The following is a 13095-nucleotide window of genomic DNA, read 5'->3' on the forward strand; positions in this document are numbered from 1 at the left end:
GAAATAACCCAAAATCGATCGTGATTTTGGGAATTCCCTATTAATGTGAGTCAAAGCATTCCTCGCTGATTTGGGCATTCTCAAGCGGGATTTATGACACATCAAAACAGCATCATTATTGCGATTAGAAATTAGAGACTATTACTATGAATCACCCAAAACCCTCTGGAGAAATCAAGGCTGTTGCTGTGGCAACTGCAGATGATTTAAGGGAAACCATTCGTCGCAAAAGCAAACTCAAGGGACGTCAAGCGGATGATGTGTCCTTGGCTGAGGTGCGCCAGTTAATTGGTGCTGCAGCTGAACGTCGCGATTTACTCATTGAAAATTTACATAAGCTCAATGATGAATATCGTGCCTTGCATGATCGTCATTTGGTTGCCCTCGCAAAGGAAATGAATTTGCCGATGGCAGAGGTTTATGAAGTAGCTACTTTCTATCACCACTTTGAAGTGGTGCGTGGCAATGATCCGGTTGCCGATATCACCTTACGCGTATGCGATGGCATTGCTTGTGAGCTTGCTGGTGCGCAAAATCTATTGGCAAAGTTGCCAGCAATCCTGGGTAACCCCAAGATCAAGGTAGAGGCTGCTCCATGTGTGGGCCGTTGTGAGCAGGCTCCAGTAGCGGTTGTGCATCAGTACCCAGTATTGTTCGCAACCACCGATAAAGTAGCTGCGGCCGTCAAAAACAATTTGACTACGCATCCAATGGCCAAAGATAGTGCCAATTTTGATCCTGCAGCTCTGGCAGAAAAGGGCGTATCCCCACAAGGCGAAAACCAAGCGGTTTCACCAGACTATGTTGGTTACGAGTCATATCGCGCGCAGGGTGGCTATGCTTTAGCTAAAGAAATTATTGATGGCAAAAAAGATTCTGAAAGCATCATCAAAGCCATGGAGAACTCTGGCCTTCGTGGTCTCGGTGGTGCAGGTTTCCCAGCAGGCCGTAAGTGGCGGATTGTGAAGGATCAGCCTGCTCCGAAGCTGATGGCAGTAAACATTGACGAAGGTGAGCCGGGTACATTTAAAGACCGTACTTATTTAGAGCGCGATCCCCATCGCTTCTTAGAGGGCTTGCTGATTGCAGCCAATGTTGTCGGCATTGATGCTTGCTATATCTATTTGCGCGATGAGTATCACGGTTGCCGCGAATTACTCGAAGTAGAGTTAGCCAAACTCAAAGCCAATCCCCCATTTAAGTTGCCTTTAATTGAATTGCGTCGTGGCGCAGGTGCTTACATTTGCGGTGAAGAATCCGCCATGATTGAGAGTATCGAAGGTAAGCGCGGTGAACCCCGCATGCGTCCTCCGTATATTGCGCAGGTTGGATTGTTTGGTCGCCCGACACTAGAGCACAACTTTGAAACTCTTTACTGGGTGCGCGATATTGTTCAACGTGGCCCTGAGTGGTTTAGCTCTTTTGGTCGCCATGATCGCAAAGGCTTACGTAGCTATAGCGTGAGTGGGCGCGTTAAGAACCCAGGCGTGAAATTGGCCCCTGCTGGCATCACGATTCAAGAATTGATTGATGAGTATTGCGGCGGCATGCAAGATGGCCACAAGTTCTATGGCTATTTGCCTGGTGGCGCTTCGGGCGGTATCTTGCCAGCAACCATGAATGACATTCCACTGGACTTTGATACCTTGCAACCTTATGGATGCTTTATTGGCTCAGCTGCAGTGATGGTCTTTGGTGATAAAGATAAAGCGCGCGATATGGCGCTCAACGTCATGCACTTCTTTGAGCATGAGAGCTGCGGACAATGCACTCCATGTCGTGTTGGTACGAGCAAGGCTGCGAAGTTAATGCAGTCCAAATCTTGGGACCAAGACACTCTGGAAGATTTAGCAACCGTGATGGTCGATGCCTCCATTTGCGGTCTAGGTCAAGCTGCACCCAATCCAATTCGCTGTATTGCTAAATATTTCCCGCAAGAAGTTGCTTAAGCGACAAATTACCAAGGGAAAAACGAGACAAATATGAACGCACCAGTAAATCCTAAAGAACTTGAATTACAAACCGTTGAGTTCAAATTAGACGGGCAAACCATCGTTTCTTACGAAGGCGAGACTATTCTCAAAGCCGCCAAACGACACGGCATTGATATTCCACATCTGTGTTTTAAAGACGGCTACCGTCCTGATGGTAACTGCCGCGCTTGCGTTGTAGAGATTAACGGTGAACGTACGTTAGCACCAAGCTGCTGCCGCAGTGCCACTCCAGGAATGGATGTCAAAGCCAATAGCGAGCGTGCATTAAAGAGTCAAAAGTTGGTGCTCGAGATGTTGTTGTCCGATATGCCTGATGAAGGATTTAAGTGGGTTGGCGATAGCAAAGAAGAGGAGCAAAAAAATCAACATGGCGAGCTCAGCACCTGGGCTGCCCGCATGGATGTCACAGTACGTCCAGAGCTCAAGGCATTGCGCCGTGACAAAGTCAGCAATGACGTATCTCATCCAGCGATGGCTGTGAACTTAGATGCTTGTATTCAATGTAATCGTTGCGTGCGTGCTTGTCGTGAAGAGCAGGTGAATGATGTGATCGGCTACGCTATGCGTGGTGCGCATAGCGAGATCGTATTTGATCTGAATGACCCAATGGGTGACAGTACTTGCGTTGCTTGTGGTGAGTGTGTTCAGGCTTGCCCAACAGGTGCATTGATGCCTAAGGGATTGATCGGCTCACAAACTGTCGATCGCAAAGTAGATTCAGTATGTCCTTTCTGCGGCGTCGGTTGCCAAATTACTTACAACGTTAAGGATGAGAAGATTGTGAGTGTTGAGGGTCGTGATGGCCCAGCTAACCACCATCGTCTTTGCGTTAAAGGTCGCTTTGGTATGGACTACATCCATAACCCACAACGCTTAACCAAGCCGCTGATTCGTAAAGCAGGCGTTGCTAAAGATGAAGCCTTGCTAGAAGGCAAGCAGGATTGGTCTGACATCTTCCGTGAAGCAACATGGGAAGAGGCTCTAGAAGTTGCTGGTGGCGGCCTTAAAAAACTAAAAGATCAATACGGCAATAAAGTATTGGCTGGCTTTGGTTCCGCAAAAGGCAGCAACGAAGAAGCTTACTTATTCCAAAAACTGGTACGTACTGGTTTTGGTAGCAACAACGTAGACCATTGCACACGACTTTGCCACGCATCATCTGTGGCTGCATTGCTAGAGGGCGTTGGTTCGGGCGCTGTTAGTAACCAAGTAAACGATGTAGAGCACTCAAGTCTGATTTTCTTGATCGGCTCAAACCCAACAGCAAACCATCCTGTTGCTGCTACCTGGTTTAAGAATGCTGCTAAACGCGGTGCCAAAATTGTATTGTGCGACCCACGTGCGACCGATATCAGTAAGCACGCTTGGCGCACTATGCAGTTCAAGCCTGATACTGACGTTGCCATGCTCAATGCCCTGATTTATACAGTCATTGAAGAGGGTCTGGTTGATAAAGACTTCGTTCAGAACCGCTCCAATAATTTTGAAGCGCTCAAAGAAAATATCAAGGGCTACAGCCCTGAAGCCATGGCACCAATCTGCGGTATTCCAGCAGAGACATTGCGTGAAGTGGCAAGAGAATTTGCCACAACTAAATCTGCCATGATCTTGTGGGGTATGGGTGTCAGTCAGCACGTTCACGGTACTGACAATGCTCGCTGCTTAATTGCCTTGGTCAGTATTACTGGCCAAATTGGTAAGCCTGGATCTGGCTTGCATCCACTGCGTGGACAAAATAACGTCCAAGGTGCTAGTGATGCAGGATTAATTCCGATGATGTTCCCGAACTATCAACGCGTTGACAATCCAGAAGCGCATGCGTGGTTTGAGAAGTTCTGGGATACCCCATTAGATAAGAAGCCTGGCTATACCGTTGTAGAGATCATGCATAAGATCACTGCGCCGGATAGTGATCCAGACAAGATTCGCGGCATGTACGTCGAGGGTGAGAACCCTGCGATGAGTGACCCTGATTTGAACCATGCACGTCATGCTTTGGCAGCCTTAGATCTACTGGTCGTACAAGATATCTTCATGACTGAGACCGCACTCCTTGCAGACGTAGTATTGCCAGCAAGTGCATGGCCAGAGAAGGTCGGTACTGCAAGCAATACTGACCGTATGGTGCAGATGGGTAAGAAGGCGATTAATCCTCCGGGAGATGCGAAGCCTGATTTATGGATCATTCAGCAAATTGCGAAACGCATGGGCTTGAACTGGAACTATCAAGGTCCAGATGATGGTGTTGCTGAGGTGTATGACGAAATGCGTCAAGCAATGCATGCAGCCATTAACGGCATCACTTGGGATCGCCTAGAAAAAGAATCTAGCGTGACATACCCATGCTTGTCTGCTGAAGACCCAGGTCGTCCAATTGTGTTTAACGACAAGTTTGATACTAAAGATGGCAGAGTGAAGTTGGTACCAGCCGATATTATTCCTGCAAATGAGCGCCCAGATGCAGAGTATCCATTTGTGCTGATTACAGGTCGTCAGTTAGAGCATTGGCATACCGGCAGTATGACTCGCCGCGCAACTGTCTTGGATGCGATTGAGCCGATGGCTACCGTGTCCATGCATGGTGAAGACATGACCCAGTTGGGCGTTTCAGCTGGCGATGTCATTACCGTCCAATCTCGTCGCGGTGAAGTTGGTATCCATGTCCGTAGAGATGATGGCACTCCACGTGGTGTGATCTTTATTCCATTTGCTTACTATGAAGCTGCAGCCAACTTAATAACCAACTCTGCCTTAGATCCTTTTGGCAAGATTCCGGAGTTTAAGTATTGCGCTGTGAAACTGGCTAAAGGTGGTCAGGCTGCCGCAGTGATGGGTTATGGCACTAATGATCCTAGTCGGCAAAAAGTTACATCTGTTTCGTAAGAGATAGTGCCTCAATCAAACCCCACCTTTAAGGTGGGGTTTTTATTTTTTAGGTTTGACCATCTGTAAAAATGTATCTACAATGTAGATACATTTGAAACAACGAGGGCATCTATGCAAACTATTATTAAAAAGTGGGGCAATAGTCCTGCACTGCGTCTAAATACTGCTGTTATGAAGTCTGCCCACTTGAATATTGATCAGATTGTTTCGGTTAAGGTGCAGAGAGGTCGCATCGTTATTGAGCCTATTGTTCAGAAGGAATACCAGCTCGATGACTTGCTTGCTGGGATAACTGCGAAAAATATTCATCATGAAAATGATTTTGGTGAGCCCGTAGGTAAAGAATTGCTCTGATGGCTAAGACTTATATTCCAAATGCAGGGGATATTGTTTGGTTAGAGTTTGATCCTCAAGCTGGGCATGAGCAAGCGGGGCGACGTCCCGCCGTAGTTTTGACGCCAGAAGCGTATAACAAAAAAACAAATTTGATGATTTGTTGCCCTTTGACTACAAAAATTAAGGGCTATCCATTTGAAGTTCTGGTGGAAATTGATGGCATTCAATCCGCGATTCTTTCTGATCAGGTTAAATCTCTGGATTGGAAAACTCGAAAAGCAAAATATAAGGGTGCAGTCAGTACATTTGCTCTTGCTGAGGTGCGAAGTAAGGCTAAAGCGCTTCTGTCAATAACGTAAATATGTCGCAATTAATTCATTTAAATTTAAGTGGGCATATGCTGATATTGCTTCGAAAGGAGGGCAATCAGCATGCTATTGATCGGCACGTCAATTTTTGGGTAAGACTGGGTAAGGCATGTATAGAAAACCCAGAATTACCAACCAGCTTTGTGGCTGAGTGCTTAACATCGCTTAGCGAGGTTAAAGATAAGGGATTTATACCTTTTGTCCCTCGAACGGCTGATTAATCGGATCAAAAATACCAAGAATCCTATTGCCCTTTAGAATTAACCCTCCATGGCTAGTTCAAAACCCTCAACACCACAAACTGATACCAAAGCAGAGCTTCCAGTTCTGATTATTGGAGCAGGCTTAGCTGGGCTAACTGTTGCCCTGCACATGGCCGAATCCCAGCCAGTGATTCTCATGGCCAAGCGTGGTCTTGGTGAAGCGGCGACAGCTTGGGCGCAAGGCGGCATTGTGGGGGTCGTAGATAAAGAGCATGACAGTATTGATTCTCATGTGTCCGACACCTTAGATGCGGGCGCAGGCCTTGTAGTGGAGTCGACCGCACGTTACATTGCCGAAGAAAGTGCTGAAGCTATTCGTTGGTTGGTTGAACAGGGCGTACCGTTTACTACGGATGAGTCAGGGCCAATGGGATTGCATTTAACTCGTGAAGGTGGCCATAGTCACCGTCGCATTGCGCATGCTGCTGATGCTACTGGTAAAGCCATCCATGAAGTGCTTCTGGATAAAGCTAGGGAGCATAAAAACATTCAGATCTTGGAGCATTGGATTGCTTTAGACCTGATTACCAATCGCCATTTAGATGCGAAGACTCAACGTACCAAGCCTAATCGTTGCTACGGTGTGTATGCACTCGATATTAAAAACAATCGCGTCGAAACGATTGAAGCCAAGTCAGTCGTCTTGGCTACCGGTGGTGTGGGTAAAGTCTACCGATATACCAGCAACCCAGATACGGCTACTGGCGATGGTATTGCCATGGCCTGGCGGGCAGGTTGCCGCGTCGGTAATATGGAATTTATTCAGTTTCATCCGACGTGTTTGTATCACCCTAGTGATCGTACCTTCCTCATTACCGAAGCAATGCGGGGAGAGGGTGGCTTACTCAAGCTGCCAAACGGCACTCGCTTTATGCCTGAGCATGATGAGCGCAATGAGTTAGCGCCTCGCGATATTGTTGCCCGAGCAATCGACTTTGAGATGAAGAAGCATGGTTTGGATTATGTTCATCTGGATGCCACCCATTTGGGTGAGGCCTTCATTAAAGAGCATTTCCCGATGATTTATGCGCGTTGCATGACTCTGGGCTTAGATATCACTAAAGAGCCAATACCAGTCGTGCCAGCAGCACATTACACCTGTGGTGGTGTGGTGACCGATCTCAAAGGAAAAACAGACTTACCGGGTTTGTATGCTGTCGGTGAAGCGACTTACACAGGCCTTCATGGCGCCAATCGCTTGGCAAGCAATTCATTATTGGAGTGCATAGTGATTGGTAAGGCTGCTGCTGCAGATATCTCCACATTAAAAACACCAGCGATGCCAACATTGCCGTTGTGGGATGAGAGTCAGGTTGAAGATGCGGATGAGCAAGTGGTGATTGCCCATAACTGGGATGAGCTACGTTCATTAATGTGGAATTACGTTGGTATTGTGAGAACCAATCGAAGGCTGGAGCGTGCATTACACCGCATCAAACTCCTCAGATATGAAGTGCAAGAGTATTACGCGAACTTTAAAGTGACGCGCGACCTTATTGAGCTGCGTAACCTTTTGGAATGCGCAGAGCTGATTGTGAGATCAGCCCTGATGCGCAGAGAGAGTAGGGGATTGCACTACAGCCGCGATTACCCAGGGACTTGGGCGGTTTCTTATCCGACAATATTGACCCCACAAGCTGAAGGTAATTCAGAAACTCCCGAGACCTAAATTAAGATATTTATTTAGACCGCTATGGGGGTGAACTGATGATGGATGCAAAGAGCAAGCCTGAAGAAAAAACAGTTTTAGCTGAACTGCTAGAGATAGCCGAAGACCTTGATAAGCATGATTTGTTATCCCCAAATGATAGGGAAATGATTAATTCCCTGTGCCTTGAGGATCGTCAAAATTGACTTCAGCGGAACTATAAAATACGCATCGAGAAATCCACCGCTTTAATATCCTTAGTGAGCTTCCCAAGGGATATGCGATCAACACCAGTAGCAGCTATCGCACGCATCTGGTCTAAATCGATGCCACCAGATGCTTCCAATAGGGCGCGGCCATTAGTAAAGGCAACAGCCTCTTTCATCTGATCAGTAGTGAAGTTATCAATCAAGATGCTCTTTGCTCCGGCATCTAAAGCCTCTTTTAATTCGGCAAAATTCTCCACCTCAATCTGAATATCTACTCCCGAATTAAGAGCTTGCGCAGCTTTAATGGCAGCAGCAACACCACCTGCAGCAGCGATGTGATTCTCTTTAATCAGAATGCCATGCCAAAGTGCAAGACGTTGGTTTTGACCGCCACCAATACGTACTGCGTATTTCTGCGCCTGACGTAGGCCAGGAATCGTTTTGCGGGTATCGAGTACCGCACAACCTTTGGGATTTGGGCTAACTCCTGCAATGGCTTCAACATGTTGACGAGCAATGCTGGCAGTCCAAGACAATGTTTGTAAGAAATTAATACAGGGACGCTCAGCTGAGAGTAGGGCGCGAGAGTTGGCTTCAATGTCGCAAACCTTGGTATCGGGCTTCATTAAGTCACCCTCCAGGTAGTACCAAGTCACTTTTGCTGCAGGATCTAGTTTCTTGAGTGTGCCCTCAAACCAATCTACCCCACACAGTACCGCTTCTTCACGAACGATCAGTTGTGCCTGAACGGGTTTACTGGGAACTAACTGAGCAGTCCAGTCACACTTACCAATATCTTCCATGAGTGCATCGGCAATATTGCGTTGACGGGCTTGCTCTAAAGTTTCGTTGTAATCAAACATATTTTCTTTTAATTAAGCAACGCCAATATTCTTTACAAAACCATGCTGGGCTTTGGCTAGAAGGTCAGGATGGTTTTGTGTGAAATCCAGCATGCGCTCGATGCAGCCAAGAGCCTTCACTCGCACATCTTCTTCAATGAAGATTTCGCCAGAAGCATTCTCTAGGCAATCCAAAATGCCTTGCAAGCCATTCATGGCCATCCAAGGGCAGTGGGCACAGCTCTTACAAGTAGCGCTGTTACCAGCAGTAGGGGCTTCAATCAATACCTTGTTGGGTGCTAGTTGGCGCATGCGATGCAGGATGCCATTGTCAGTGGCCACAATATATTCAGTGGCACTACCTTCTACTACAGCTTTAATCATGGCTGAAGTCGATCCCACTACATCTGCTAAATCTACTACTGCTTGTGGAGATTCGGGGTGCACCAACACCATGGCATTGGGATGTGCGGCCATCAACATTTCTAATTCAACCGCTTTAAACTCATCATGAACAATGCAAGCGCCATTCCAAAGCAACATATCAGCACCAGTCTGTTCTTGAATATAGCGACCTAGATGACGATCTGGTGCCCACAGAATTTTCTTGCCTTCAACTTTGAGTTGATGAACGATCGCTAAAGCGCAGGAGCTCGTTACCATCCAATCAGCTTGTGCTTTCACTGCAGCGCTAGTATTGGCATAGACAACTACAGTGCGATCAGGGTGCAATGCTCTAAACGCAGCAAAGTCACTCGCTTCGCAACCTAAATCCAAAGAGCAGGTCGCCTCTAAGTCTGGCATAAAGACGCGCTTCTCAGGACTCAAAATTTTCGCAGACTCACCCATAAAACGGACACCAGCCACAATCAAATTCTTGGCAGAGTGATTCTTGCCAAAGCGTGCCATCTCCAAAGAGTCAGCTACGAAACCACCAGTTGATAAAGCCAAGTCCTGGATATCACCATCTACATAGTAGTGAGCCACTAATGCAGCATCTTTCTCGATTAGCAATTGCTTGATACGAGCAATGACAGTGGCTTTTTCAGCTCCATGTAGTTGTGGTGGTGTTTTGGCCCAGGCTTGGGCGGTACAGGTGGTACCAGCAGCATTCTGCTGGGGGTAGTCAAAGGCGATGGGGGTGCTAATGGTTGAATTCATATCAAATCTTAAACGAGAGAAGGTATTTTCACCTGAAAACTCATAAATCGAATCTATCGGATGTTAGCCGAGAGGCTAATGGGATTCTCCCTTATTGGTAATATAATTTATGCATTATTTATCAGGCACTTAGCTTGGTTTGGCATTTTTATTAGGTTATTAATCTTGAAATATAAAACCCCATCTACCCATTTTCACAAATCCTTATTTGCTCTCGCTGTAATGGGTGCGCTCTCGGTCGGACAAGCTTATGCACAAATTGATGCCGGTGCGCTGCAGCAGGGCCTCGAAAGACAGTTACCAAGCCCATCTCCATTGGGATTGCCAGAGCCAACCGAAAGAGATCCACAGCGTGCAGCTCCAACAGCTCAGAGTGCGGTGACGTTTGAGGTGAAATCATTTGTATTAGAGGGTGTGAGTATTTTGCCAGCGGATACAGTGCAGGCTGTTTTGAAATCGTGGCTTGATCGCGCGGTGAGTTTTGATGATCTGCAAAAAGCCTGTGATGCAGTTGTTGAGCTCTATCGTAAAAATGGCTATACAGTCCAAGCTATATTGCCCCCACAAAAAATTGCCAATGGTGTTGTGAAGATTTTGGTAACTGAGGCAAAGTTAAGTAGTGTGTTTGTTGACACACCCAGTGGAGCAACTCGTTTTAGTAAAGAAACTGCAGCTGAATATATTACTTACGCGAACCCAATTGGCGAGCCACTCAATACCAAGGCAATTGAGCGTGCCCTGATCATCCTGAATGAAACACCTGGTGTCATGGTTTCTAGTCAGTTAGAGCCCGGTCAAAAAGATGGTGAAACTGCCTTACGTTTGCAGCTGACTCAGCCGCAGTGGTACCAAGGCAAGGTAGAGGCTAATAACTACGGTAGCCGCTCAACCGGAGCTAATCAAGGCGTGATTGCATTGAGTGCCATTAACCCAACTGGTATTGGTGATTCAGCATCCGTCAACGGTATTTACTCCGAGGGTTCACAGTACGTGCAAGGCGCCTACTCGCTACCAGGCTCTAAGAATGGCTTGCGCCTGGGTTTGTCAGGTACTTTCTTGAACTATAAGAACGTGAGTAACTACGCATCTAGCGCTGGCGGTGGCTATGGTGATGCATGGACAACTGGTGTCAGTGCTGCCTACCCATTGGTTCGTCAACAAGGTACTAACGTGAACGTCACAATGAACTATGACGTGAAGAGTTATACCAATAAAAATATGCTGACTTTATCTACCATCAGCGCCTACACCATTAATAATGGATCTCTTGGTATTTCTGGCAATCATTACGATAGCTTCGGTGGTGGTGGCATCAGCGCTGGTTCTGCCAATATCGTGTTGGGCAGTCTCAATATTTCGAATACGAGTACCCAGGGTTATGGTGAGTACACACCACAAAGCTTTGCTAAATTCACCTTTGCTGGCAATCGTACTCAGCAACTATCCGAGGATGGAACGACCACGGCATTCGTATCGATTAGCGGACAGCTGGCCTCCGTGAATCTGAACTCTGCAGAACAAATTTATATGGGTGGCCCCTATGCTATTCGCGCCTATCCTGTAGCTCAGGGCGGCGGTTCACAGGGCGGTATTGGGACCATCGAGTTGCGTCAACAATTCCCAGAGCGCATTCTGGCGAGCGTCTTCTTTGATGCCGGTGTGGTGCAGCAATACAAAAACCCTTATAACAATTGGCAGGGTCAAACCAATGCGAATAACACCTACTCATTAATGGGCGCTGGTATGGGCTTGAAGTGGGATTGGGAGGGTTGGAACTTAGGGGCTATGGTTGCTTGGCAGGTTGGCAAGAACCCTCTGTATAGCACCTCAGGACAGGCAGTCAACACCGATGGAACTACAACCAATCCACGTGGATGGGTAACAGCAAGTTATCAGTTTTAACTCCCTCACATGATCTTTTGAGATAGGCTTACCGATGCAAATGAAACGCTTTCTTCCTGCTACATTCTTTGCATTAGTTAGCTTAGTCAACTTCAGCAGTCTCAATCCAGCGCTAGCCCAAACAAAATCCGAGGCCAAAGAGACTAAGCCTGATTACGAATTTGTTGCCACTGTGAATGGCGTAGCTATCACTCAGGGCTTACTCAATCTCAATATCCGCGCACTGGTCAATCAAGGTCAACGCGACACGCCTGAGTTACGCCAAGCGATCAAAGAAGATTTAATTAACAAAGAGTTAATTGCGCAAGAGGCAACCAAACAGGGGCTAGCAAAGGAAATTGACTTCCCGGATCAAGTAACGCAGCTCAAGCAAAATTTACTGTTGCAAGCATTCTTAGAGAATCACTTTAAGAGCAATCCCATCTCTGATGCTAAGTTACGCGAAGAATACGATCGCCAACGTAAGTTGATGGGGGATGGCAGCAATAGTGTTCAGTACCGCATCAGTCAAATTGTGGTCGCCAATGAAACTGATGCCCTAGATCTGATCCGTCGCATTCAGAAGGGTGAGCTATTTGGTAAGTTAGCTACGGAATACTCTATTGATACCAATTCAAAGGCGCAGGGCGGAGCGCTAGGATGGCTTATGGCTGGTCAAGTAATTCCTGCGGTAGCCAATGTTCTGCCTGGAATGGCCAAGGGTTCAATCACGGTAACCCCAGTCCAGACGCCTGTAGGTTGGGTCATTCTCAAGCTAGACGATAAGCGCAACTTTAAGATTCCGAGCTTTGAAGAGTCCAAACCCCAGTTAAGACAGGCCTTAGTCCAGCAATACCTGGGTGAGGTGGTTAAAGGCCTCAGAAGTAATGCCAAGATTGTCCAATGAAGCCTATTAAGAGTCTCCTGCTCATCTGCATTCTGCTGATATCCCCGTCAGTCCATGCCGAGAAGCTGCTATCTCAGAACTGGGTTGTGGACCTCAACGGTCAAGCCAATGAGGCCCATACCGCAAACGATTCCAAATCTACCTTTGGCGTCTTCTGTTCTGGTGAAAAGTGCCTTTTTTACCTCCAGCAGGGCCTTAAATGCGACCCAGGCACCAAATACTCTGTATTAATGAACAGTCAGGCCGTTTCAACCGCTTTAAGCATGGAATGTACCCTGATTGGGGGCAACTTATTCCAGATTTTGGACCCTTTTGAGGCCGTCTTAAGGGCTACCCAAACTGGGGAAATCATCGGTTTTGCAGTGGCCCTCCAGTCGGGTGCTTTTGCGGTAAATCGCTTCAGTTTGGTGGGGGTAAAACCCGCTATAGAAAGGGTGCTTTTAGAGGCTGCAAAAAGCAAGTTTTTAGAGCCAAAAACACCCCCAGCAAACACACCAAAATCCGCTCCAAAAGCCATTCAAATTTAATGTGATTTTGTAGTTCACGCTGCAATCTTTTTGCTTGATGATCCACATCAAAAGATAAAACATCATCGTGAAA

General features: G+C 47.0%; 11 protein-coding genes. 9 read left to right on the forward strand and 2 right to left on the reverse strand.

Annotated elements, in window-relative coordinates; translation table 11 throughout:
• Positions 1–146: 146 nt before the first annotated feature.
• From AOC19_RS03080 to AOC19_RS03110, 6 genes are all read left to right on the forward strand, one after another.
• Positions 147–1949, forward strand: coding sequence for an NAD(P)H-dependent oxidoreductase subunit E (locus AOC19_RS03080; RefSeq protein WP_215377484.1), 1803 nt, complete (start codon positions 147–149; stop codon positions 1947–1949).
• A gap of 33 nt (positions 1950–1982) precedes the next feature.
• A complete protein-coding gene (gene fdhF, locus AOC19_RS03085; protein WP_215377486.1) occupies positions 1983–4877 on the forward strand; it encodes a formate dehydrogenase subunit alpha in 2895 nt (964 codons plus the stop codon).
• 114 nt (positions 4878–4991) lie between these two features.
• The gene (locus AOC19_RS03090) at positions 4992–5234 is read left to right on the forward strand and encodes an AbrB/MazE/SpoVT family DNA-binding domain-containing protein (RefSeq protein ID WP_215377488.1); all 243 of its coding nucleotides are present in this window, start codon (positions 4992–4994) and stop codon (positions 5232–5234) included.
• Positions 5234–5575, forward strand: coding sequence for an endoribonuclease MazF (gene mazF / locus AOC19_RS03095; protein ID WP_215377490.1), 342 nt, complete (start codon positions 5234–5236; stop codon positions 5573–5575). Before AOC19_RS03090 ends, mazF begins: the two co-directional genes overlap by 1 nt.
• 279 nt (positions 5576–5854) lie before the next feature.
• A complete protein-coding gene (nadB, locus tag AOC19_RS03105) occupies positions 5855–7516 on the forward strand; it encodes an L-aspartate oxidase (RefSeq protein ID WP_215377494.1) in 1662 nt (553 codons plus the stop codon).
• Positions 7517–7554: 38 nt separating this feature from the next.
• Positions 7555–7701: a hypothetical protein gene (locus AOC19_RS03110; RefSeq protein WP_215377496.1), complete on the forward strand. Its 147-nt coding sequence runs from the start codon at positions 7555–7557 to the stop codon at positions 7699–7701.
• Between the two features lie 11 nt (positions 7702–7712).
• On the opposite strand, the gene nadC is transcribed toward AOC19_RS03110, so the two are convergent.
• On the reverse strand, positions 7713–8567 hold the full coding sequence (gene nadC, locus AOC19_RS03115; RefSeq protein ID WP_215377497.1) for a carboxylating nicotinate-nucleotide diphosphorylase: 855 nt from the start codon (positions 8565–8567) through the stop codon (positions 7713–7715).
• Positions 8568–8579: 12 nt separating this feature from the next.
• Complete coding sequence (gene nadA / locus AOC19_RS03120) at positions 8580–9707, reverse strand: quinolinate synthase NadA (protein ID WP_215377499.1); 1128 nt, start codon at positions 9705–9707, stop codon at positions 8580–8582.
• Between the two features lie 165 nt (positions 9708–9872).
• Here nadA and AOC19_RS03125 point away from each other — a divergent pair, with 165 nt between their 5' ends.
• Genes AOC19_RS03125 through AOC19_RS03135 form a run of 3 tightly spaced genes read left to right on the forward strand, consistent with a single transcriptional unit; the run spans position 9873 to position 13022 of the window.
• Positions 9873–11609, forward strand: a complete 1737-nt coding sequence (locus tag AOC19_RS03125) for a ShlB/FhaC/HecB family hemolysin secretion/activation protein (RefSeq protein ID WP_215377501.1) — start codon at positions 9873–9875, stop codon at positions 11607–11609.
• A 34-nt stretch (positions 11610–11643) separates the two neighbouring features.
• Positions 11644–12495, forward strand: a complete 852-nt coding sequence (locus AOC19_RS03130) for a peptidylprolyl isomerase (RefSeq protein WP_215377503.1) — start codon at positions 11644–11646, stop codon at positions 12493–12495.
• On the forward strand, positions 12492–13022 hold the full coding sequence (locus tag AOC19_RS03135) for a hypothetical protein (RefSeq protein WP_215377505.1): 531 nt from the start codon (positions 12492–12494) through the stop codon (positions 13020–13022). The genes AOC19_RS03130 and AOC19_RS03135 overlap by 4 nt, the downstream gene beginning before the upstream one ends.
• The last annotated feature ends 73 nt before the right edge of the window (positions 13023–13095 follow it).

Source organism: Polynucleobacter asymbioticus (assembly GCF_018687575.1).
Classification (GTDB): domain Bacteria; phylum Pseudomonadota; class Gammaproteobacteria; order Burkholderiales; family Burkholderiaceae; genus Polynucleobacter; species Polynucleobacter asymbioticus_C.

Bases quoted from the DNA above. Each gene is read 5' to 3' on its own strand.
- AOC19_RS03080 (WP_215377484.1), top strand. From the start codon at position 147: ATGAATCACCCAAAACCCTCTGGAGAAATCAAGGCTGTTGCTGTGGCA.
- fdhF (WP_215377486.1), top strand. From the start codon at position 1,983: ATGAACGCACCAGTAAATCCTAAAGAACTTGAATTACAAACCGTTGAG.
- AOC19_RS03090 (WP_215377488.1), top strand. From the start codon at position 4,992: ATGCAAACTATTATTAAAAAGTGGGGCAATAGTCCTGCACTGCGTCTA.
- mazF (WP_215377490.1), top strand. From the start codon at position 5,234: ATGGCTAAGACTTATATTCCAAATGCAGGGGATATTGTTTGGTTAGAG.
- nadB (WP_215377494.1), top strand. From the start codon at position 5,855: ATGGCTAGTTCAAAACCCTCAACACCACAAACTGATACCAAAGCAGAG.
- AOC19_RS03110 (WP_215377496.1), top strand. From the start codon at position 7,555: ATGATGGATGCAAAGAGCAAGCCTGAAGAAAAAACAGTTTTAGCTGAA.
- nadC (WP_215377497.1), bottom strand. From the start codon at position 8,567: ATGTTTGATTACAACGAAACTTTAGAGCAAGCCCGTCAACGCAATATT.
- nadA (WP_215377499.1), bottom strand. From the start codon at position 9,707: ATGAATTCAACCATTAGCACCCCCATCGCCTTTGACTACCCCCAGCAG.
- AOC19_RS03130 (WP_215377503.1), top strand. From the start codon at position 11,644: ATGCAAATGAAACGCTTTCTTCCTGCTACATTCTTTGCATTAGTTAGC.
- AOC19_RS03135 (WP_215377505.1), top strand. From the start codon at position 12,492: ATGAAGCCTATTAAGAGTCTCCTGCTCATCTGCATTCTGCTGATATCC.